This is a genomic window from Janthinobacterium sp. BJB304, assembly GCF_002735765.1.
In the GTDB taxonomy this organism is placed as follows: domain Bacteria; phylum Pseudomonadota; class Gammaproteobacteria; order Burkholderiales; family Burkholderiaceae_D; genus Janthinobacterium.
In genome coordinates this window covers 54706-76876 of sequence record NZ_PDZN01000008.1, presented here as the reverse complement: position 1 = coordinate 76876, position 22171 = coordinate 54706, and the positions used below count along the sequence as shown (strand labels likewise).

Sequence of the window (22171 nt, the reverse complement as noted above, 5' to 3'; positions counted from 1 at the left end):
ATGCGCGCCTTCCTGCTGTGGCTGATGTTCATGCTGGCCAGTCCTTGCGGGCTGGCCATCGATGCCGCGCGCGGCATCCATCAGCTGCAGCACACGCGCTGGACGGCCAGCGACGGCGCGCCCGACGACATCATCGTCATGGCACAGGGCCATGACGGTTTCCTGTGGCTGGGCACGCATGCGGGCGTGCGCCGTTTCGACGGCTTGCGCTTCGAGCCCGTGCGCGCGCGCCAGGGCAGCTTTCCCGACACGGTGGCTCTGGCGCTCAAGCGCGCCGCCGACGGCGGCATGTGGATAGGCTGGCAAGTGGGCGGCATCAGCCACGTCAAGGATGGGGTGGTGCGCAATTATGCCGAGCCCCAGGGCGTGCAGGCGGGCGCCATCTGGGGCTTTGCCATCGGCGGCGACGGCGCCGTGTGGGCGGCCGGCGTGTCCGGCATTTCGCGCTTCGATGGCCGGCGCTGGCAGGCGATGGGACCGGCGCAGGGCTACACGGCGCAAAAGGCGTCCGCCGTGTTTGCCGACCGCGATGGCCGCATCGCCGTGTTCAGTGAAAAAGGCCTGTTCATATGGCAGGCGACGCAGTCGCGCTTCGCGCCGCCCATCGGCCGGCTCGACCTGCGCGCGCCGCCGCAGCAGGGACCGGATGGCCGCATTTACTTGCTGGAGATGCGCGGCATCCGCATCATCGAGTCGCTGGAACGCTACGAGCAGCTCGATCATCGGTGGATTTACCGCGATACGAGCGGCACCAGCGGCAGCATGCTGGTCGACCGCGCGGGCACCTTGTGGTTCGACAGCCAGTACGGCTTGCACCGCACGCGCAGCGCCGGCGCGCTGGCGCCGGGGCAGCTGGGCATCAGCAGCGACACGGAATCGTTCCTGCCGCGCGATGGCTTGAGCAATGTCCTCGTCGGCTCCATGTGCGACGACAATGAAGGCAATGTCTGGGTTTCCACGTACGGCGGCCTGGACCGTTTCCGCCAGACCGCGCCCGTGGTCCTGCGCACGCGTGCCGCGCCCGATGTGGCCGAAGTGTTCCATACCCAGGAAATGCTGGCCGGGCCGTCAGGCGCGATGTGGCTGTCGCGCGATGACGTCCTGGGGGCGCTGCTGCTGGCGCGGGCCGACGGCACGGTGCTGCGCGCGCCGCGCCTGGGGCCCGTCAGCGCCATCCTGGCAGCGCCGGGCGGCCTGTGGGTGGCGACACGCGCCGGCCTGCAGCAGCTGGCTGGCGAGGATGGCCGCGTGCTGCGCACGATCGCCTATCCATCGGGCGCGGCCGCGGTCAAGCGCATGCGCGCCGGCGTGCTCGCACCCGATGGCAGCATCTGGGGCGTGTTCAGCGGCGCCGGCGTTTTCCAGTACCGCGACGGGGCCTGGCGGCGCGAACCGCTGTTGCCCGATGGCGGCGCGAAAGTTCCGCTGGCGCTGCTGGCCGACGCGGCCGGGTGCCTGTGGCTGTCGTATGCCGATGGCAGCGTCGCCATGCTGGAACGGGGGCGGCTGCACACCTTCGGTCCCGCGCAGGGCCTGGACCTGGGCAAGATTCCCATGCTGATCGAATACCACGGGCAGGTGTGGGCGGGCGGGCAGCGTGGCGTGGCGCTGTGGCGCGGCGGCCGCTTCGTCGTCCTGCGCAGCGAGCCGGCCAGCGCAACCGAGGGCGTGGTGGGCCTGCTGCGCGCGCGCGACGGCAGCCTGTGGCTCAATCACGGCAGCGGCGCCGCGCACATCTCCGCCGGGGAAGTGGAACTGGCGCTGCGCGACGCCGCCCATGCCATGCGCGCCACCTCGTACGACGCCGTCGATGGCTTGAACGGCAGCATCAGCATGCTGCACAACCGCTCGGTGGCCGAAGCGGACGATGGCAAGATATGGTTTTCGCGCCAGAGCGCGACGTTCTGGATCGATCCGCGCCAGGCGCTTGCTTCCTTGCCGGCGCCACGTGTGGAAATCGGCGCGCTGCTGGCAGACGGCCGGCGCGTCGATTCGGCCGCAAGCGCCGGCCTACAGCTGGCGGCCGGCACGCGCGACGTGCAATTTCATTACAACGCCGCCAGTCTGGGCACGCCGGAGCGTTTGCAGTTCCGCTACCGGCTCGACGGCTACGATACGCAGTGGCAGCAGGCGGGCGGGCGGCGCCTGGCGCAGTACACGGGCCTGGGGCCGGGCAGCTACCGCTTCGAAGTAATCGCGGCGAATGGCGACGGCGTGGACAGCGCTGTGGCGCAACTGCCGTTCCGCGTGCTGCCCGCCTTTTACCAGACCTGGTGGTTCCGCAGCCTGTGCGCGGCGCTGCTGCTGGCCGCCGCGTACGGCGCCTACCGCTGGCGGCTGCGCCAGCACGCCGCGCGCCTGCGGGTGCGGATGGAGGCGCAGCAGGCCGAGCGCGAACGCATCGCGCGCGAGCTGCACGATACCCTGCTGCAGGGCACGCAGGCGATGATCCTGCACTTTCACAATGCCAGCATGGCCATCGCCGAGGATGATCCCGCGCGCGCCGCCATGCTGCGCGCGCTCGACGACGCCGACCGCATGCTGGGCGAGGGGCGCGACCATGTGCACGACTTGCGCGCCGGCGACGACGCCGGCGCGCGCTGGAGCGCCATCCTGCGGCGCGAAGGCGAGCGGCTGGCGGCGCAGCACGGCATCGTGTTCCGCTATGCGGAGGAAGGCGAGGCGCGCATGCTGCATGCGCGCGCCGCGCACGAAATCTACCGCATCGCCAGCGAAGCTCTGCGCAATGCCTTCCAGCATGCGCGCGCGCAAGTGGTCGAGGTGGCGGTGCGCTATGCGCGCGGCGGCATCGAACTGGCCGTGCGCGACGATGGCCAGGGCTTGCCGCCGGTGGTCGCGGCGAACGGGCAGATTCCCGGACACTGGGGCATGCCCGGCATGCGCGAGCGCGCCGCCAGGCTCGGTGCGCGCCTGTCCGTGGGCGGGCGCGACGGCGGCGGCACGCAGTGGCGCCTGCGGGTGCCGGCGCGGCGCGCCTGGCCGGCGGCGCACGGGCCCTTGCGACGCTGGTGGCAGCGCTGGCGCCGTTCAGGCGTCGAGGATGCCGCGCCGTAGCGCGATGGTGACGGCGTGGGTGCGGTCCCTGGCACCCAGCTTGGCCAGGATGGTGCTCATGTGCGCTTTGACGGTTTCTTCCTTGATCTGCAGCAGGGCGCCCGTTTCGCGGTTGGAATTGCCTTGCGCGACCTGCTTGAGCACGTCCAGTTCGCGGTTCGACAGCACGTCGCTGCAGGCATACAGGGCCAGCTCCGCCTCGATCTCGGGCGTGATGTGGCGCCGCCCCGCGTGCACGTTCTGTATCGCCGCCAGCAACTCGTGGCGCAGCGCGCTTTTCAGCACATAGCCGCACGCGCCCGCGCGGATGGCGCGCAGCACCTGCGTATCGCCCTTGTAGGTGGTCAGCACGATGATGCGCGCCTGCGGATGGCGCGCGCGGATGGCGCCGATGGCGTCAAGGCCGCTCATGCGCGGCATCTGCAAATCCATCAGCGTGACATCGGGCTGCAGCGCGTCAAATTGCTGCACCGCCTGCTGGCCATCGGTGGCCTGGCCCACCAGCGCCACGCCGGGAAAGGCACGCAGCAGGGCCGCGATGCCGTCGAGCAGCAATTGGTGGTCGTCGGCGATGAGCACGCGTATCGGTGCCGTATCGCTGCGCATGATGTTGCCTGGCAAAGAGGAGTGATCGATCAAGAGTCGTCGGAAGATGGTAAGCAAAAGGTATTTTACCGCAGCGCCTGCCAGCCTGCAGAGGGGGATTGCTCGGGGGGAGCCTATATTTAGATAGTGGTGCGGGCACGCCGCCAGGCATACGATGCACGGCAGTACCCACTCAACCCTTTCTTCATGGATGACATCATGACCAATCCGAAACTGGAAGTCCTTACCCCCGACAATTGCCAGATCATCTTCATCGACCAGCAGCCGCAAATGGCGTTCGGCGTGCAGTCGATGGACCGCCAAGCGCTGAAAAACAATACCGTGGGCCTGGCCAAGGCCGCCAAGGTGTTCAACATCCCCACCATCATCACCACGGTGGAAACGGAAAGCTTCTCCGGCCATACCTATCCGGAACTGCTGGACGTCTTTCCGGGCAAGGATATCCTCGAGCGCAGCTCGATGAATTCGTGGGATGACCAGAAGGTGCGCGATGCGCTGGCCGCCAACGGCAAGAAAAAAGTCGTCGTCTCGGGCCTGTGGACGGAGGTGTGCAACAACAGCTTCGCCCTGTGCGCGATGCTCGAAGGCGATTACGAGATCTACATGGTGGCCGATGCATCGGGCGGCACCTCGAAGGAAGCGCACGACTACGCCATGCAGCGCATGATCCAGGCCGGCGTGGTGCCCGTGACGTGGCAGCAGGTGCTGCTGGAATGGCAGCGCGACTGGGCCCACAAGGCGACCTATGACGCCGTCATGGCCATCGTGCGCGAACATTCGGGCGCCTACGGCATGGGCGTCGATTATGCCTACACGATGGTGCACAAGGCGCCGCAGCGCATCCATGGCGAACACGCCACCCTGGCGCCGGTGCCTGCCAGGTAAACACCGCGCGGCCATGCCATGCGCCGCGCGCCTGACCGCGCGCGGCGTTTTTTTTATTGAAAGGAATGCGCAATGAAGTTATATGTGATTTCGCTGGCCGTGGGCTTGCTGGTTGGCATCATCTATGCCGTCCTGCAGGTACGCTCGCCGGCGCCGCCAGCCATTGCCCTGATCGGACTGCTGGGCATGCTGATCGGCGAACAGATCGTCCCCAGCGTCAAGCGTCTGATGGCGGGCGAAGCCGTGACCGTGTCGTGGCTGCGCAGCGAATGCGTGCCGAAGATCAGCGGCGTGGACGCCAAGCCGACATTGGCCAAGGCCGAGTCGCAGCAGCAGCAGCAGCAGCAGCAGCAGCAGCAGCAGGACGGCGCCGCCTGAACCCCGCCTGCCGAGTCAAAACGCTAGAACGCGCCCAGCAAGCCGCGCCGGGCGGCCACCGTGGCCGCCTCGGTGCGGCTTGATACGTTGAGCTTGGTCAAAATATTATTTACGTGAAATTTGACGGTGCCCACCTCGATGCCGGCGCTGCGCGCGATCATCTTGTTGCTCTTGCCCGCCGACAGGTGCAGCAGGATGTCGTGCTCGCGTTTCGACAGACGGTTCGCCTCGATGCGGCCGGCCTGCTGCGCCGCCAGTTCCGGCGGCAGGTAGTGCCTGCCGGCGGCCACCTGGCCGATGCATTGCGTCAGTTGCAGGAAGCCGGAATCCTTCAGCAGGTAGCCGCGCGCGCCGGCGCGCAGGGCCCGGTGCACGCTGTCTTCGCCCTGGTAGGTGGTGAGGATGACGATCTTCGCTTGCGCATCGTCCGCGCAGATGCGCTCGATCGCCTCGACGCCATGCATTTCCGGCATGTTCAAATCCATCAGCACCACGTCGGGACGCAGCTCCCGGTACAGCGCCACGGCGGCGCTGCCCGTGCCGGCCTGGCCCAGCAGGCGTAAACCCGGCAGAGATGCGATCAGCGAGGCCAGGCCGGCCAGGATCAGCGGGTGGTCGTCGGCGATCAGCAGCGAAATAGAGGCTGCGTCGTTGCGGGGCGTGTGCATGCTTGTGCTCATGGTGCTGGCAGGGTGAAGTGGAAGACTGTGCCATGGGGCGCGCCGGGCGCATGCCACAGGCGGCCGCCATGCGCGTCGAGGATGCGGCGGCAGATGGCCAGGCCCATGCCCATGCCGTCCGGCTTGCTGGAATACAGGGCGTGGTACAGGCGGCCGGCCGCCTGCGGCGCGATGCCGGCGCCGTTGTCGGCGATGCTGAAATGCTGCACGCCCTCATCGAGGCGCGAGGACAGCAGCACCGTGCGCGGCCGGCCGCTGGTGCCCTGCAGGGCTTCGATGGCGTTCATCAGCAGGTTCAGGAGGACTTGCCGGAATTGCACCGCGTCGGCATGCAGCAGCGGGCGCCCCGGCGCCAGCCGCGTTTGCAGGTCGATGGCGTGGCGTTGCAGCGGCGCGCGCAGCAGCGGCAGCAGGTCCTGCATGGCGTCGTCGGCGACAAAATGCGCATGGCTGCCCGGCGCATGGCAGGCCAGGCCATGCACGCTGCGCAGCACGGCGCTGGCATGGTTGCCGGCGCTGGCGACCAGGGCCAGCGCAGCACGCGCCTCGCCGAGGCGGGGCGGATCGTGGTCGAGCCAGCGCAAGGCGGCATCGGCATTGAGCGCGATGGCCGCCAGCGGCTGGCGCACCTCGTGCGCGACGGATGCGGCAAATTCGCCCATGCCGCCCATGCCGCCCATGCGCTGGGCCGGCGCCAGGCCGGGGTCTTGCTGCTGAGATAAAGAATGCATGCTGGCCATCGCCGTGCTCCTGTGCTGTCGCGGCGTATGCCGCATTGCAACAAGTATGCATGGCATCGTCGCCGGGCCACTTATACGAATGGGGGAGGCGGACGTTTTTTTTGCAAGGCAGGGGCGGAAAACACCGCCGGGCGGGCCGGCGGTGCGAAGAGCGGATCAGGACTTGATAAAGGCCAGCAAGTCTTCGTTCAGGCGGTCCTTGTGGGTGGCCGGCAAGCCGTGCGGCGCGCCTTCATAGATGACCAGCCTGGCGTTCTTGATGAGCTTGGCCGCGGCCTTGCCGGAAGCGTCGATCGGCACGATCTGGTCGTCGCCGCCGTGCACGACCAGGGTCGGCACGGAGATTTTCTTCAGGTCGGCAGTGAAATCCGTCTCGGAAAACTGCTTGATGCAATCGTAGGCGTTCTTGATGCCGCACTGCATGCCCTGCAGCCAGAAGGTGTCACGCATGCCTTGCGACACCTTGTTGCCGGGACGGTTGGCGCCGAAGAACGGCACCGTCAGGTCCTTGAAGAATTGCGAACGGTCGGCCAGTACGCCGGCGCGGATGCCGTCGAAGACGGACATCGGCAAGCCGCCGGGATTGGTGTCCGACTTGACCATCTGCGGCGGCACGGCGCCCACCAGTACGGCCTTGGCCACGCGCTTTTCGCCATGCCGGCCGATATAGCGCGCCACTTCGCCGCCGCCCGTCGAATGGCCGACCAGAGTCGCGCCCTTGATGTCGAGCGCGTCGAGCAGGGTGGCCAGGTCGTCGGCGTAGGTATCCATGTCATTGCCCTGCCATGGCTGGCTCGACAGGCCGTGGCCGCGGCGGTCGTGCGCGATCACGCGGTAGCCGTGGCTGGCCAGGAACATCATCTGGTCTTCCCAGGCGTCGCCCTGCAATGGCCAGCCGTGGCTGAAGACGACGGGCGTGCCCGTGCCCCAGTCCTTGAAATGGATGACGGTGCCGTCCTTGACGGTGACCTTGTTGACGCTGAGCTTGCCCGGCGCGGCGGCGGCAGCGGCAGGCTTGGCGGCGGCGCTGGCGCCACCGGCGGCCAGCAGGCCCGCGCCGGCGGCGACACCGGCGACGCTGACGAGCAGCTTGCGGCGGGAATTGACTTCTTCGGCTTCGATTTTCTTCGACATGATGCTTTCCTTCGGGGATGGGGGAGGGGCCGCTTACGGCCTGGACCAGTGATGGCAGCGGCCAGTCTAGGCCTTCGCGCGCGCCGGCGCCTCTGCCAAAAGACCAGTCGCGCCGGGTCTTCCGCCTGCCTATGATGGCTGGCGGCGGCGCGCCGCGCCGCTTGCCTTTCCCACTGGAGCGAAGATGAAGAAACACTGGATGGCGGCGCTGGCCGGCCCCTTTTTACCCGATGCCGGCTTGCTGTTTGCGCGCGTGGCGGGCGCGCTGCTGGTGCTGCACGTGCACGGCTTGCCCAAGCTGCTGCATTTTTCCGAGGAACTGGCGCACATCGACGACCCGCTGCACCTGGGCCGCGCCGTCACCCTGTACTGCGCGCTGTTCGCGGAAATCCTCTGCCCGTTGCTGGTCGCCGCCGGCTTGCTGACGCGCCTTGCCTGCCTGCCCCTGCTGTTCCTGCTGGGCGTGTCGATGCTGCTCGTGCATCCGGACTGGAGCATCGCCGATGGGCAGTTCGGCTGGCTGCTGATCATCGTCTTCGGCACCATTGCCATCAGTGGCGCGGGACGCTATTCGCTCGATGCGCGGTTGCGGGCGTAATCGGTGATGTCAACGATGTGTCGGGTTACGCTTCGCTAACCCGACCTACGCCTAAATAACACCATTTCACCCCGATCCCCGTCCGCCCCACCAGGCCGGCGGGGATTGTTATTTCCATCAGGAATTTAAGTCTGTGCTTCAAGGTGTGGCAGCGCACGGTGGCGCGCGGCGGACGCGGTTAAGGTAGTGCCAACAGCTTGCTGCTGATCCAGCATTTGATATGGCTCAGCCTGGCAGCGTTTAGCCGCTTCTTTTTCCCAGAAGCGAGGAGAATCATGATTCGGTCACGGCATCGAGCATGGTTGATTTATTCACTATTAAAGGAAACCATCATGAACGCGATTGAAAACACCAGCTCCGAGATGAACGGCACCTCCCAGGATACCCGCCAGGATTTGCACCGCACCATCGACAAGGTGGCTAGCCAGGCACAGCCTCTGGCCGACAAGGTCGCCACGCGCGCCCATGACGGCGTGGACCAGGTGGGCGACCGCATCGAGCAAGTCAGCGACACCGTCAGCAAGGCCTCGGAGCGCCTGATGGCGCGCGGCAAGCAACTGGGCGTCGCCTGCCAGCGCGCCGGCGAGACGGGCCGCGATTATGTGCGCGAGCGCCCGGCCATGTCCCTGCTGATTGCGGCCGCGGCCGGCTATGGCCTGTCGAAATTGCTGGGTTCGCGTAAATAAGTTTTACGCCTTCCTGGAAGCATTTGTCGTGGGCGCTGTTCCCTTCGCCGTCATGGCGGAGAGGGCCAGCGCCCACGCACACAAGGTAGTAGCAAGCAGTAAAGGAGAGTGATGATGCGCTCCATTTTGTTGTGGTTGATTGGCATACCTATTCCCATCATTATTTTGATTGCCCTGTTCGTGCGCTGAATGAGGGAGTTGTAGCGTTACTTCCCGGGGCAAACTACTCACAGGAGATGTAATGGCTACCACCAAGAAAACGCCGTCCACGGACGGTGCGGGTTCCGTATTGAGCAGCATGTCCGGCCCATCCGACAGCAATGCGCCAAACAGCCTGGGCACGGACAATGACGTGACCCGCGCGCTGCTGCAAAAGACGGCCGCCAGCCAGCAGCTGTCCGCCGCCATGGCCGACAATCCCAAGGAAGATGGCCAGTATGGCGAAGCGGCGCGCACGCCGATCGAAGGCGTGCATGTGGCGGCCGGCGAACCGCTGGCCACGGCCAGCACCACGGGCGAAACGCTAGCGTCGCCGAAGACGGGCGATGGCCAGCCCGCGCTGGGCGAGAATGCGCGTAACGCCTCGCTCGATGGCGCCCGCAGCGACGACAGCGGCTGCGTGCTGACGACCAATCAGGGCGTGCCCGTGGGCGACAACCAGAACTCGCTGAAGGCGGGCTTGCGCGGCCCCACTCTGATGGAAGATTTCATCCTGCGTGAAAAGCTCACGCATTTCGACCATGAGCGCATCCCCGAGCGCGTCGTGCATGCGCGCGGTTCGGCCGCCCACGGCTATTTCGAATGCTACAAGGAACAAAGCAAGCTGACGCGCGCCGCGCCGTTCGCCAAGGCGGGCAAGCGCACGCCCGTCTTCGTGCGCTTTTCCACGGTGGCCGGCGAGCGCGGCTCGACCGACACGGCGCGCGACGTGCGCGGCTTTGCCGTGAAGTTTTATACGGACGAAGGCAACTGGGACCTGGTCGGTAACAACATCCCCGTCTTCTTCATCCAGGATGCGATGAAATTCCCCGACCTGATCCACGCCGTCAAGCCCGAGCCGCACAACGGCATGCCGCAGGCGGCCAGCGCGCATGACACCTTCTGGGATTTCGCCTCGCTGTCGCCGGAAATCACGCACATGCTGATGTGGGCCATGTCCGACCGCGCCATCCCGCGCAGCTACCGCATGATGCAGGGCTTCGGCGTGCACACCTTCCGCCTCGTGAACGCCAAGGGCCAGTCCGTATTTTGCAAATTCCACTGGTCGCCCATGGCCGGCACGCACTCGCTGGTGTGGGACGAAGCCGTCAAGATCAGCGGCGCCGATTCCGACTTCCACCGCCGCGACCTGTGGGAATCGATTGAATGCGGCGAGTATCCCGAATACGAGCTGTCGTTCCAGGTCTTCACGGAAGCGCAGGCCGAGGCATTTCCCTTCGACGTGCTCGACCCCACCAAGCTGATTCCCGAAGAACTGGTGCCGCTGATCCCGGTGGGGAAAATGGTCTTGAACCGCAATCCCGACAATTTTTTTGCCGAGACGGAGCAGGTGGCCTTCTGCACGGCGCACATCGTGCCCGGCATCGATTTCAGCAATGATCCGCTGCTGCAGGGCCGTATCCACTCGTACGTCGACACGCAGATCACGCGCCTGGGCGGCGCCAACTTCCATGAAATCCCCATCAATTCTCCGCTGGCGCCCGTGCACAACAACCAGCGCGACGGCATCCACCGCCAGGCCATCAACCGGGGCCGGGTCGCCTACGAACCCAATTCGCTGGCGGGCGGCTACCCGTTCCAGGCCGGCGCGAAGGGGTTCAACAGTTTTCCCGCGCCGACCGAGGGCGACAAGGTGCGCGGCAAGCCCGAGAAATTCGCCGAGCACTATGGCCAGGCGAGGCTGTTCTGGATCAGCCAGACGCCGGTCGAGCAAGACCATATCGTGCATGCGTTCCGCTTTGAACTGAGCAAGGTGCAGACGGTGGCCATTCGCAAGCGCATCGTCGCCATGCTGCGCAATGTCGACGAGACCCTGGCGCAGCGCCTGGCCGATGCGCTGGGCCTGGCGCTGCCGCCCGTCATGCCGTCCGTGTCCATGCTGCCGATCCCTGCGTATCCGCCGTCGCCCGCCCTGTCGCTCTTTTTCCGCCCCGGCAAGACGGGCATCCATACCCTGCGCGTGGCCATCCTCGTCGGGCCGGGCAGCGATGGGGCGCAGGTGCGCAGCATCTATGCCTCGCTGCTGGCCGACGGCGCCGTGCCGCGCCTGGTGGGCAGCCACCTGGGAAAAGTCGACACGAGCGGCGGCGCGCCGCTCGACGTGGAAATCTCGCTCGAAACGGGACCGTCCGTGCTGTTCGACGCCGTCGTGATACCGGATGGCCAGGGCGCCGTGCAGCAGCTGGGCAGCGACGCCAACGCGCTCGACTTCCTGCGCCTGCAATACCGGCACTGCAAGCCGATGCTGGCCATCGGCGCGGGCAAGGGCTTGCTGGACAAGGCTGGCGTGCCGGCGACCCTGCCCGACGGCAAGCCGGACCCCGCCATCATCATCGTCGTGCCGGCGGGCGACGTGGTGAAAGGCGTGGCGGCTTTTAAAAAGGCGCTGGCTGCGCACCGGGCGTTTGCGCGCGAAACGGATCCGCCCCGCGTGTGATGTCCGCTTGAGCGCCAGCGGGGCAGGCCTGGCTTGCCTTGCTGACGCAACAGTGCGCAACAATGTAAACAAGAAAAACGTCCTGCGATGATATGCTGCTGACTAGAACTGTTCATTTGCAACTATTTCTATTACTGCAGCAAAGAACGGCTTCAGCAAACCGGATCGCGATTACCGCATGGACAAGTACACACCTCGCACCTGGGGGCCGGGCGAACGCCCGACCTTGCCCGGGTCGCCATCGATGCCCGAACATTCGACGCCCAAGCGTGTCGCGTATTTCATCGTCGGCCTGATCGTCGCGCTGACGGGGGGACTCGGGAACGGCTTGGTGACGGCCAATTTGCTGAACCTGCAAGGTTCGCTGGCCGCCTATGCCTACCAGATGCAGTGGCTGCCGGCCGCCTACGTGATGACCATCGTCTCGATGAATCTGCTGCTGGTGAAGTTCCGGCAGCAGTTCGGCCTGCGCCTGTTTACGGAAGCGTTCCTGGTGCTGTATGCGCTCGTCACCTTCGCGCACTTGTATGCGAATACCTTGCCGTCGGCGATCGCCGTGCGCGCCGCGCATGGCATGGTGGGCGGCGCGCTGGGCGTGCTGGGGCTGTACTACACCTTGCAGGCGTTTCCCGCGCGGCACCGTCTGAAAGGCGTGGTGCTGGGCCTGGGCTTTGCCCAGCTGGCGCTGCCGCTGGCGCGCATCTTCACGTCCGAACTGCTGCAGATCGGCGAATGGCACGGCCTGTACCTGTTCGAGCTGGGACTGGCCCTGCTGGCGCTGGGCTGCGTGCTGGCCCTGAAGCTGCCGCCCGGCGACCGCGTGCAGACGTTCGAGCCGCTCGATTTCCTCACCTTTATTCTGTTCGCGCCCGGCGTGGCCCTGCTGTGCGCCGTGCTGGCGCAGGGGCGCACGGCGTGGTGGATGGAATCGGAGTGGGTGGGCGTATGCCTGGCGGCTTCCATCGTGCTGATCGCCGCCTCGCTGGCCATCGAGCATAACCGCGCGCGCCCGTTGCTCAACACGCGCTGGCTCACCACGGGCAAGATCGCCAAGCTGTTTTTATCGGTGCTGCTGTTTCGCATCGTGCTGTCCGAATCGACGGGCGCCGTGGGTTTTTTGCAGGCGCTGGGGCTGAACACGGACCAGATGCAGAACCTGTTCATCGTGGTCCTGCTGGGCAGCGTGGCGGGCCTGGTGGTCAGCGCGCTGACGATCAATCCGGCCACCCTGAACCGCTCGCTGATGTTCGCGCTGCTGCTGATCGCAGCTGGCGCCCTGATCGACGCGCACGCCACCAGCCAGACGCGCCCGGTCAACATGTATGTCAGCCAGTTCCTGCTGGCCTTTGGCGGCACGTATTTCCTCGGTCCCACCATGGTGGCCGGCATGGGCGCCGTGATCGCCGAACCGCGCAACCTGGTGAGTTTTTCCGTGATGTTTACCATGACGCAGAACCTGGGCGGCTTGCTCGGGTCGGCCATCGTCGGCACCATCCAGACGGCGCGCGAAAAATACCATTCCAGCTACCTGGTCGAGCACCTCACCATGCTCGACCCGCAGGTGGCCGCGCGCGTGCAGTCCGGTGCCGCAAGCTACGGCGGCGTGCTGACGGACCCGGCGCTGCGCAGCGCCCAGGGCGTGGCCCGCCTGGGCGCCGTCGCCACGCGCGAAGCCAATGTCCTCGCCTACAACGACGTCTTTTTGATGATCGCCGGCGTCGCCGTCGCCACCCTGATCTGGATGCTGGTCAGCCAGTTCTGGACCCGCATCACCACCGGCGCGCGCCGTCTGGTCGGCCCCGTGCGCGATGCGCAGACGGCCATGGCCATCGTCCCCATTACCAATTCGGAACCGAGCAATGACAGAAAATAGCACCCCGCCGCCAGTACCGACGCCTGCACCGCCATCCGCACCCGCAGCGCCACCCGCGCCCGCGGCCAGCAGCACGCCGCCGCAGCCGGACCGGCGCCACCAGTGGCTGTCCGCGCTGGCCTTTGCGGCCGTGGCCCTGGTGGGCGTGCTGATCGTGCTGTATGCGTGGCGTTTGCCGCCGTTCACCAGTCCCATCGTGACGACGGAAAACGCCACGGTGCGGGGGCAGGTGACCATCGTCGGCACGCAGCTGTCGGGCTATGTGGTGGAAGTGACGGTGCAGGACTTCATGGACGTGAAGGAAGGCCAGCTGCTGGTGCGCATCGATGACCGCATCTACCAGCAGCGCTACGAGCAGGCGCAGGCCCAGCTGGCGGCGCAGCAGGCGGCCCTGTCGAACTGGGCGCAGCAGAAGGCCAGCGCGCAGGCGGGCATTTCCGTCAGCGAGGCGGCGCTGGCCAACGCGGAAGCGCAGGCGCGCAAGGCCAGCGCCGACCTCAATCGCGTGGAGCAGCTGGTGGCCGACGGTTCGCTGTCGCAGCGCGAACACGACCAGTCGCGCGCCACGCAGGCGCAGATGGCGGCCGCGCTGGCGCAGGCCCGCGCCAATCTCGACATCGCCCAGCAAAGCGTGCATTCCGTGGTTGTCAACAAGCAGGCGCTGGAAGCGGCCGTGGCCAATGCGCAGGCGGCCGTCAAGGCGGCGAAGATCGACCTCGATAACACGCGCATCGTAGCCCCCTCCGACGGCCAGCTGGGCCAGGTGACGGTGCGCCAGGGTGCCTATGTGAATTCGGGCGCGCAGCTGATGGCGCTGGTGCCGCGCCAGATGTGGGTCATCGCCAATTTCAAGGAAACGCAGATGAACGGCGTGCAGGAAGGGCAAAGCGCCACTTTCCACGTCGACGCGCTCGACGGCGCCGTGCTGACGGGCCAGGTGGAGCGCATTTCGCCGGCCACCGGTTCCGAGTTTTCCGTGCTGCCGGCCGATAACGCGACGGGCAACTACCTCAAAATTGCCCAGCGCATTCCCGTGCGCATCCGCATCGATCCGGGTCAGGCGAATGCGCGCCGCCTCGTGCCGGGCATGTCGGTGGTGGTCAGCGTCGACACGTCGGCCGTGCTGAACGACTCGGCGGACAACCCGGCGCCCCCGCCTGCACCGAAGAAGGCCAAGCCATGAAGCGCCGTCACCTGCTGATGGCCGGTGCGCTGGCGCTGGCAGGCTGCGCCGCCAACGCGCCGCCGCAGCCTGCATCGGCACTGCAACTGCCGTCCGGCTGGCGCGCGCAAGCGATCGGCGCACCTGCGGCGACGGGTGCCCAGGTCGAGCAACTGTGGTGGCAAGCCTTCGGCGATCCGGTCTTGAGCGACCTGGTGGGCGAGGCGCTGGCGCGCAATGGCGACTTGCGCGTGGCGCGCGCCCGGGTGCAGGAATACCGCGCGCGCCTGGCGCAGGCCGACGCGAACCGCGCGCCCAATCTGGCCTTCGACGGTTCGCCCACGCGCACGCGCACCCTGGCGTCCAGCGGCAAGCCGTATGTGACGAATGTCTTCCAGGCCGAACTGCAGGCCAGCTATGAAATCGACGTGTGGGGCCGGCTGGCCAGTCTGAGCGACGCGGCCGGCGAGAGTTACCGCGCCGAGCAGGCCAGCCTCGATGCGGCAGCCCTGTCGATCGCCGCCAGCGTGGCGACCAGTTACCTGAATCTGCGGGGCCTCGACGCGCAGCTGGAGTTGACGCAATCGACCCTGCAGCTGCGCGAACAGTCGCGCGAGCTGGCGCGCAAGCAGTTCGAGGTGGGCTACAGCTCGCGCCTGGAATGGCTGCAGGCGCAATCGGAATACCACGCGGCGGCCGAGCAGGTGCCGCAGCTGCAGCGGCAGATTTTCGAACAGGAAAACGCGCTGGCCATCCTCGTCGGCGGCAATCCCGGCCCCATCGCGCGCGGCTTGCCGCTGGCCGGGCTGGCGGCGCCTGGCGTGCCGGCCGGCTTGCCGTCCGAACTGCTGCGCCGGCGGCCCGACATCGCGCGCGCGGAACACAACCTGGCGGCCGCCAACGCCAGCCTGGCCGCCACGCGCGACCAGCTGCTGCCCTCGTTCAAGCTGACGGCCGTGGGCGGCGGGCAGGCGACCACGCTCACCGATTTCCTGCATGCGCCCACTGCCCTGTGGCGTCTGACGGCGCTGGCGGCCGGCCCCCTGTTCGATGGCGGGCGCGTGCAGGCGCAGACGGATGCGGCCGGCGCGCAGCGCGACCAGCTCGTGTACGCGTATGAAAACGTGGTGCGCAACGCGTTCGCCGAAACGGAGAACAGCCTGGGCGCCCTCTACCGCCTCCAGCAGCAAGCCGTGGAAAACGACGCGCGCCGCGCCGCGGCGGCAGACACCCTGCGCATCGCGCATAACCGCTACCGCAATGGCTACGCCTCGTACCTGGAGGAACTCGACGCCCAGCGCACCCTGTACAGCGCCGACGTGGGGCTGCTGCAGTTGAAGACGCGCCTCCTTGTCGCCTCGGTCGACCTGTACCGCGCCATGGGCGGCGGCTGGTCGGCCAAGACGCAATAGATGCGTGTGCACGGTGCGGCCAGTGTAATATTCTGACCAGGGAAAGCGGCGGCGCCGTGCCAGCTGCTCCCGTCACGAACGAACGAGGTCGCAGCATGACGATTTTTGGCATAGGCATCCACATCCTGATCGCGGTATTTTTTGCGATCCACGTGGTGCGCAACGGGCAGCAGCTGTACTGGCTGCTCATTTTATTCATGTTCCCGCTGCTGGGCAGCGTGGTGTATTTCTTCGCCATCTACCTGCCCGATTCGCGCCTGCCGCAAGGCGCGCGCAAGGTCGCTTCGGTGGCCGTGCAGGTGCTCGATCCGAACCGCGAATTGCGCGAGGCGAAAGCGGCTTTCGAGTACACGCCGACGGCGCAAAACCAGATGCGCCTGGCCAGCGCGCAGCTGGAGGCGGGTGATGCGCAGGAAGCGGCATCGACGTACGAAGCCTGTCTGCGGGGAGCGTTTTCATCGGACCTGGAAATTCGCCTGGGCGCTGCGCGCGCCTATCTGGAATGCGCGCGCGGCGCCGAAGCGCTGGCGCACCTGGAATTCATCCGCCGCACGGATATCCATTTCCGTCCCGAGATGGTGTCCCTGCTGACGGCGCGCGCGCTGGCGCAAAGCGGGCGCCAGGTGGAAGCGAAGGCGGAATTCGACGATGCGCTGACGCGCTACAACAGCTTCGAGTGCCGTGCCGAGTGCGCGATCTGGGCGCTGCAGCAGGGCGACAAGGTGTTGTCGGAACGCCTGCTGCTCGATATCGACAGCGCCATGGCCCGCTGGAGCAGCCATACGCGTTCGATGTATGCGCCGCTGCTGGCGCGCCTGGAGGCCGCACGCCGCTAGCTGGCTTGCCGGTGCCTGGCGCAGATACGCTTACACGCCAGGCACTGGATTCTTCCCTTCAAGCAGTTTGTACCCCTTGCCGTCGAAGCCATAGCGCGCGTGGCCGTTCAGTGGCGTGGCGATGCGCGGCGGGTCTTCGTCCGGCTTGACCTTGACGCCCGGCTTGATCTTTTCGGAGGCGCCCTTGAAGTCGATCAGCAAGTCATCGTAGGCGGCGCCATTGCGCGCCGGCGCGAAGCGCCAGTTCCCCTTGACCATCCAGCACTCGTCCGTTTCAGGACCGCAGGCCCCCATATTGTCCGAGTACAGATCGATGGCGCCATCGAGTGAGGTGACCTTGCCGTCGCCGATTTCAAACAGGGCCAGTTGCGTGATGGTGTAGCCCTGGCCCGTATAACCGTAGCGGATCGCCAGTCCCGGCTTGTTCGCGCCCAGCATGACCCAGTGGACTTCGCCGAGCTGCCCCGACGAGCCCAGGGCGGCGATGTTTTCCAGGCGTTTCACGACTTGCCACTGGCCGTCTTCCGGCGTGCCCTTGGGCGCCAGGAAAAAGACATTCAGCAGCCCCGGCGAGGCATGCGCCGATTCGGCCGTGCCTTCCGTGTTGGCCGTTTCCGCATTCGCCACCAGGATGGCGCTGCCATCGGGCAGCAGCTTGTGGCTGACGGCGCTGACCACGTAACTGAGCTTGTCGACGTGGTTGTCCGGATCGGGCAGGTCGGCCAGCGCATCGTCGCTGTCGTCGCGGTAGGCCTTGCCGAAGACGGCGCGCATCATGGTCGCTTCGCGCTCGCGCGCCTGAGGCGTGTTCATCGCTTCCGTCCTGGGCGCGGTGGCGGACGGCGGCGGCACGTGTTCGACCGATGCCGTTGCATCGGCGGCGGCGGGGACGGCGGCTGCCACGTCGGCTGCCAGGCCGGCGCTGGCGGGGGTGGTCTTGTCCGAGCAGGCGCCGAGCAGTGCGGAGGCTATCAGCAGGACGAGCGGGGTGCGGTAATTCATAGGCAGGGCAGATTGCGGTCATGGAGAATGGGCGCAGTATGCCAGATAGATGAAAGCGAGGGAGCGCGGCCTGGCGGCCCGTCCCTCGCTTCCTTGCCCGCAGGGGGCGTTTTTGCAATCAGCCTTGGCGCTTATTTTTCCAGCGCCACCCTGTCATCGCGCCGCAGCGGCGCCTTCTGGCGGCGCAGTTTCGCCATGCCGCGCTTGAGCAGGTGCTCCAGGTCGTCGATGTAGGTGAACACGGCCGGTACCACCAGCAGGCTCAATAAGGTCGAGGTGATCAGGCCGCCGATGACGGTAATGGCCATCGGCGAACGGAAGCTGGGGTCGGCGCCCCAGCCCAGCGCCAGCGGCATCATGCCGGCGCCCATGGCGATCGTCGTCATCAGGATGGGCCGGCTGCGCTTGTGGCAGGCGTCGACCAGCGCGTCGAAGCGGTTCATGCCGGCCTGGCGCGCCAGGATCGCATAGTCGACCAGCAGGATGGAGTTCTTTGTGACGATCCCCATCAGCATGATCAGGCCGATCATCGACGGCATCGACAGGGCGCTGCCCGTGATCAGCAGCGCCACGAAGGCGCCGCCGATCGACAGCGGCAGCGCCGCCAGGATGGTCACCGGCTGCATGAAGTCCTTGAACAGCAGCACCAGCACGCAGTAGATGCACAGCACGCCGATCAGCATGGCCAGGCCGAAGCTGGCGAACAGCGAGGCCATTTCCTGCGCGTCGCCCAGTTCGGCGATCTTCACGGACGGCGGCAGATTCTTCATCGACGGCAGCGCGCGCGCTTCTTCATTCAGTTCGCCGAGCGTGCGCGAACCGAGTTCCACGTCGAGGGTGACGTTGCGGCTGCGGTTCAACCGGTCGATCTGCGCCGGGCCGCTTTCCATCGTCACCGTGGCCACGTTCGCCAGGCGCACGGGGCCGTTCTTGCCGGGCACGGTCAGGCGCTCGATGGCGGCCAGGTCGGCGCGCACGCTGTTGGGCAGCTTGACGCGGATCGGCACCTGCCGCTCGGGCAGGTTCATTTTCGTCAGGTCCGTGTCGTAGTCGCCGGCCGTGGCCACGCGCACGGTCTCGCCGATGGCTGCCGCCGTCACGCCCAGGTCGGCCGCCTTGGCGAAATCGGGGCGCACGATGATTTCCGGACGCACCAGCGAGGCGCTGGAATTGACGTTGCCGATGCCTTTCAGGCCGCGCAGTTCACGCTCGACCTTTTGCGCCGCGGCCATCAGCGCCACCGGGTCTTCCGAGCGCAGCACCAGCTGCATCTTGACGCCCGTGTCGGGCGGCCCCACCGTGAAGCGGGCGCCGGGGATCGTATCGAGCTTGTGGCGCAGCTGCGTTTCCAGGTCCGCCATCGATTCCTTGCGCTCCGTGCGATGCACGGTGGTCAGGGTCAGCACGGCGCGGCGCGCCTCGGCCGCCGCGCCGGGGGCGAAGGCGTCGCCGCTGGAGCCCCCGCCGATCGAACTGAAGACGCCCTGGATGCCTTGTGTGCGCATGGCCGCGTCGCGCGCCATGGCTGCCACGGCCTGCGTTTCGCCGAGGGTGGAGCCGGGCGGCAGTTCCAGGTTGATCTGCGTCTGCGCGCGGTCGGCGGCCGGCACGAAACCGGTCGGCAGCAGCGGCACGAGCGCGATGGCGCCGACAAAGAACAGGGCCGCGGCGATGGCCGTGATGCCGCGGTGGTTCAGGCACCAGCGCATGACCGTCAGGTAGCGCGTCATCAGCCAGCCGTCCTGTTCCTCCTTGTGCGGCAGCGGTTTCAATATGTAGGCCGCCATCATCGGCGTGAGCAGGCGCGCCACCACCAGCGAGGCCAGCACGGCCAGCACGGCCGTCCAGCCGAACTGCTTGAAGAACAGGCCGGGAATGCCGCTCATGAAGGCCGTCGGCAGGAACACGGCCACCAGCGCGAAGGTGGTGGCGATCACCGCCATGCCGATTTCGTCGGCCGCTTCCATGGCCGCTTCCATGGGCGACTTGCCCATGCGCAGATGGCGCTCGATGTTTTCGATTTCCACGATGGCGTCGTCGACCAGCACGCCGACGACCAGCGCCAGCGACAGCAGGGTGACGGTATTGAGCGTGTAGCCGAACCAGTAGATGCCAAGGAAGGCCGGCATCACGGACAGGGGCAGGGCGGCGGCGGCCACCAGGGTGGCGCGCCAGTCGCGCAGGAACCACCACACCACCAGCACGGCCAGCAGCGCGCCTTCGTACAGCAACTCCATCGAACCGTCGAAGTTTTCCTCGACGGGGAAGGCGTTGTCGATCGACTGCTGCAGCACCACATTCGGGTTTTCCTTTTGCAGGTCGGCGATGGCGTCGCGCGCGCCCTTGGCGACGGCCACTTCGCTGGCGCCCTTGGTGCGGAATACCTCGAAGGCGACCACGGTCTTGCCATCCTGCTCGGCCAGCGCGCGCGGTTCGGCAATGGTGTCGCGCACGGTGGCCACCTGGTCCAGGCGCACATGGCGGCCGTCCGGCAGCGGCACTTCCACGCGCGACAGTTCATCGGCCGTTTTCACGGTGGCGATGGTGCGCACCGACTGCTCGGCGCCGCTGACGTCGCCGCGGCCGCCCGGCGCTTCGCGCTGCACCAGGCGCAGCTGGCGCGAGACGTCGAGGGCCGAGACCTTCAATGCCGCCATGCGCGCTTCGTCGAGTTCCACCTGGATTTCGCGGTAGACGCCGCCCACGCGGTTGACGGCGCCCACGCCGGGCACGGTCAGGAGGCGCTTGGCGACCGTGTTGTCGACGAACCACGACAGGTCGGGAGAGTCGAGCGGGTTGTCCACGCCGGGTTTTGCCGTGGCGATAAAGGTCAGCACCACGCGCCCGGCCGTGGACGCCTTGGTGACGGTGGGATCGCGCAGCTCGGCCGGCATGTCCGCCTTGACCCGCGCGACGGCGTCGCGCACATCGTTGACGGCTTCGGCGATCTGCTTTTCCAGAATGAATTCGACGGTCACCGTGACGACGCCATCGAGCACCTTGGTGTAGATGTTTTTCACGCCTTGCAGGGTGGCGACGGAGTCTTCGATCTTGCGCGCCACTTCCGTTTCCAGCTGGGCCGGCGCGGCGCCGGGCAGCACCGCGCTGACGGTGACGATGGGCAGTTCGATGTCGGGGAAATCCTGCACCGGATTGGCCTTGTAGGCCAGCAGGCCTGCCAAAGTCAGCAGCGCGAACAGCATGATGGCCGGGATCGGATTCTTGATCGAGAGAGAGGAAAAATTCATGGCTTGCCTTACTTTTTCGCTGCCACGGCGGCCGGCGCAGCAGGCTTGGCTGCCGCCGGTGCCGCTACCGGGGTGGCGACATTGCGTACCAGGTCGCCGTCATTGAGGAAGCCGGCGCCGCTGACGACGATGGTCGTGTCGGCCGTGATGCCGCCTAAAATCTCGATGCGGTCGCTCAGGCGCCGTCCGGCCTGCACCTTGATCTGGCTGACCCGCTGGTCGGGATTGAGGCGGAAGACATAGCTGAAGCCGTCGCGCACGGCAATCGCCTGCTGCGGCACCGTCAGCGCGCCCGAGGTGCCCAGTTCAAATTCGCCGCTGGCGTACATGCCTGCCTTGAACGGCGCATTGTTGCCCGTGCTGGCCGGCAGGTCCACGTACACGAGGGCGGAACGCGTCTGCGGGTCGACCGTGGGGGCGATCATGCGCACCTTGCCCGTCAACACGCTGCCATTGGCCGCCTTCACTTGCGCCAGCGTCCCTGGTTTCAAATTGAGCAGCTCGGTGGCCGTCACTTCGGCGCGCCATTCGAGGCGGCCCTGGCGGATCATGCGGAACAATTCCGTGCCGGCGCCCACCACCGAGCCCACGGTGGCCGAGCGCGAGGAAATGATGCCGCTGTCGGGCGCCACCACCTGCGTGTATTTCAGGCGCAGCTGCTGCGACGCCAGCTGCGCCTTGGCGGACGCGATGCGCGCGTTGGCCGTCTGTTCTGCCGTCAGGTACTGGCTGATCTGCTGCGCGCTGATGGCGCCCGTGCTTTGCAGCGAGCGGGCGCGCTGCGCGTTGGCTGCCGCCTCGGCCGCATTCGCTTCCGCTTCCAGCACGGCGGCCCTGGCCTGCGCCACGTCGGCGTTCACCGTGTCGTTCGAGAACACGGCCAGCACCTGGCCGGCGCGCACGACGTCGCCGACATTCACGCGCACGTCGGTGAGGCGCAAGCCGTTCGACTCGCTGCCGATGACGGCTTCCTGCCAGGCGGCGACGTTGCCGTTGGCGCTTAACTTGATGGGCAGGCTGGCCGTCTGCGGCTTGGCCGTGGTGACGGTCAGCGCGGGTTTTTGCGCCGCCTTCTTGTCCTTTGCCTCGTCGGCTGCCGTGGAAGCCGATGGGTACAGGGCCACGCCCGCGCCCAGCATTACGCAAAGGGCGGCCAGGGCGAATGCCGTGGGTGTCAAAATCAGTTTTTTCATGTTGTCG

17 protein-coding genes are annotated in these 22171 nt (G+C 66.8%); 10 read left to right on the top strand and 7 right to left on the bottom strand.

All coding sequences use genetic code 11. The features are described from left to right. Entirely contained in the window at positions 1 to 3075 is a 3075-nt protein-coding gene (locus tag CSQ95_RS11400) for a sensor histidine kinase (protein ID WP_099409600.1), read from the top strand. Here the strand turns inward: CSQ95_RS11400 and CSQ95_RS11395 are convergent. Further along, positions 3049 to 3681, bottom strand: a complete 633-nt coding sequence (locus tag CSQ95_RS11395; protein WP_070310322.1) for a response regulator transcription factor — start codon at positions 3679 to 3681, stop codon at positions 3049 to 3051. The two genes, CSQ95_RS11400 and CSQ95_RS11395, sit on opposite strands and share 27 nt — an antisense overlap. 198 nt (positions 3682 to 3879) lie before the next feature. Between CSQ95_RS11395 and CSQ95_RS11390 the strand changes: the two genes are divergently transcribed. Then, the gene (locus CSQ95_RS11390; RefSeq protein WP_070287932.1) at positions 3880 to 4566 is read left to right on the top strand and encodes a hydrolase; all 687 of its coding nucleotides are present in this window, start codon (positions 3880 to 3882) and stop codon (positions 4564 to 4566) included. 72 nt (positions 4567 to 4638) lie between these two features. After that, a complete protein-coding gene (locus CSQ95_RS11385) occupies positions 4639 to 4944 on the top strand; it encodes a XapX domain-containing protein (protein WP_099409599.1) in 306 nt (101 codons plus the stop codon). A 23-nt stretch (positions 4945 to 4967) separates the two neighbouring features. Here CSQ95_RS11385 and CSQ95_RS11380 read toward each other — a convergent pair whose 3' ends face one another. From CSQ95_RS11380 to CSQ95_RS11370, 3 genes are all read right to left on the bottom strand, one after another. Continuing rightward, positions 4968 to 5612, bottom strand: a complete 645-nt coding sequence (locus CSQ95_RS11380; RefSeq protein WP_099409719.1) for a response regulator transcription factor — start codon at positions 5610 to 5612, stop codon at positions 4968 to 4970. A gap of 8 nt (positions 5613 to 5620) precedes the next feature. After that, complete coding sequence (locus CSQ95_RS11375; protein WP_180279034.1) at positions 5621 to 6355, bottom strand: sensor histidine kinase; 735 nt, start codon at positions 6353 to 6355, stop codon at positions 5621 to 5623. Between the two features lie 165 nt (positions 6356 to 6520). Then, positions 6521 to 7498: an alpha/beta fold hydrolase gene (locus CSQ95_RS11370; RefSeq protein WP_099409597.1), complete on the bottom strand. Its 978-nt coding sequence runs from the start codon at positions 7496 to 7498 to the stop codon at positions 6521 to 6523. Between the two features lie 184 nt (positions 7499 to 7682). On the opposite strand from CSQ95_RS11370, the gene CSQ95_RS11365 reads away from it, so the two are divergent. The 7 genes from CSQ95_RS11365 (at position 7683) to CSQ95_RS11335 (ending at position 16721) form a co-directional block, all read left to right on the top strand. Further along, the gene (locus CSQ95_RS11365) at positions 7683 to 8096 is read left to right on the top strand and encodes a DoxX family protein (RefSeq protein ID WP_218963606.1); all 414 of its coding nucleotides are present in this window, start codon (positions 7683 to 7685) and stop codon (positions 8094 to 8096) included. Positions 8097 to 8428: 332 nt separating this feature from the next. Further along, a complete protein-coding gene (locus CSQ95_RS11360; RefSeq protein ID WP_070287892.1) occupies positions 8429 to 8782 on the top strand; it encodes a YqjD family protein in 354 nt (117 codons plus the stop codon). Positions 8783 to 9023: 241 nt separating this feature from the next. Next, the gene (locus CSQ95_RS11355) at positions 9024 to 11438 is read left to right on the top strand and encodes a catalase (protein ID WP_099409596.1); all 2415 of its coding nucleotides are present in this window, start codon (positions 9024 to 9026) and stop codon (positions 11436 to 11438) included. Between the two features lie 178 nt (positions 11439 to 11616). Next, complete coding sequence (locus CSQ95_RS11350; RefSeq protein WP_180279033.1) at positions 11617 to 13311, top strand: MFS transporter; 1695 nt, start codon at positions 11617 to 11619, stop codon at positions 13309 to 13311. Next, complete coding sequence (locus CSQ95_RS11345) at positions 13298 to 14494, top strand: HlyD family secretion protein (RefSeq protein WP_257218025.1); 1197 nt, start codon at positions 13298 to 13300, stop codon at positions 14492 to 14494. The genes CSQ95_RS11350 and CSQ95_RS11345 overlap by 14 nt, the downstream gene beginning before the upstream one ends. Further along, positions 14491 to 15885, top strand: a complete 1395-nt coding sequence (locus CSQ95_RS11340; RefSeq protein ID WP_070287900.1) for an efflux transporter outer membrane subunit — start codon at positions 14491 to 14493, stop codon at positions 15883 to 15885. Before CSQ95_RS11345 ends, CSQ95_RS11340 begins: the two co-directional genes overlap by 4 nt. A gap of 95 nt (positions 15886 to 15980) precedes the next feature. Next, positions 15981 to 16721, top strand: coding sequence for a hypothetical protein (locus CSQ95_RS11335; protein ID WP_070287901.1), 741 nt, complete (start codon positions 15981 to 15983; stop codon positions 16719 to 16721). 30 nt (positions 16722 to 16751) lie between these two features. Here CSQ95_RS11335 and CSQ95_RS11330 read toward each other — a convergent pair whose 3' ends face one another. From CSQ95_RS11330 to CSQ95_RS11320, 3 genes are all read right to left on the bottom strand, one after another. Then, the gene (locus CSQ95_RS11330) at positions 16752 to 17723 is read right to left on the bottom strand and encodes a hypothetical protein (RefSeq protein WP_099409594.1); all 972 of its coding nucleotides are present in this window, start codon (positions 17721 to 17723) and stop codon (positions 16752 to 16754) included. A 131-nt stretch (positions 17724 to 17854) separates the two neighbouring features. After that, on the bottom strand, positions 17855 to 20971 hold the full coding sequence (locus tag CSQ95_RS11325; protein WP_070310343.1) for an efflux RND transporter permease subunit: 3117 nt from the start codon (positions 20969 to 20971) through the stop codon (positions 17855 to 17857). Positions 20972 to 20979: 8 nt separating this feature from the next. Further along, positions 20980 to 22164, bottom strand: coding sequence for an efflux RND transporter periplasmic adaptor subunit (locus tag CSQ95_RS11320; RefSeq protein WP_070290506.1), 1185 nt, complete (start codon positions 22162 to 22164; stop codon positions 20980 to 20982). Between the last annotated feature and the right edge of the window lie 7 nt (positions 22165 to 22171).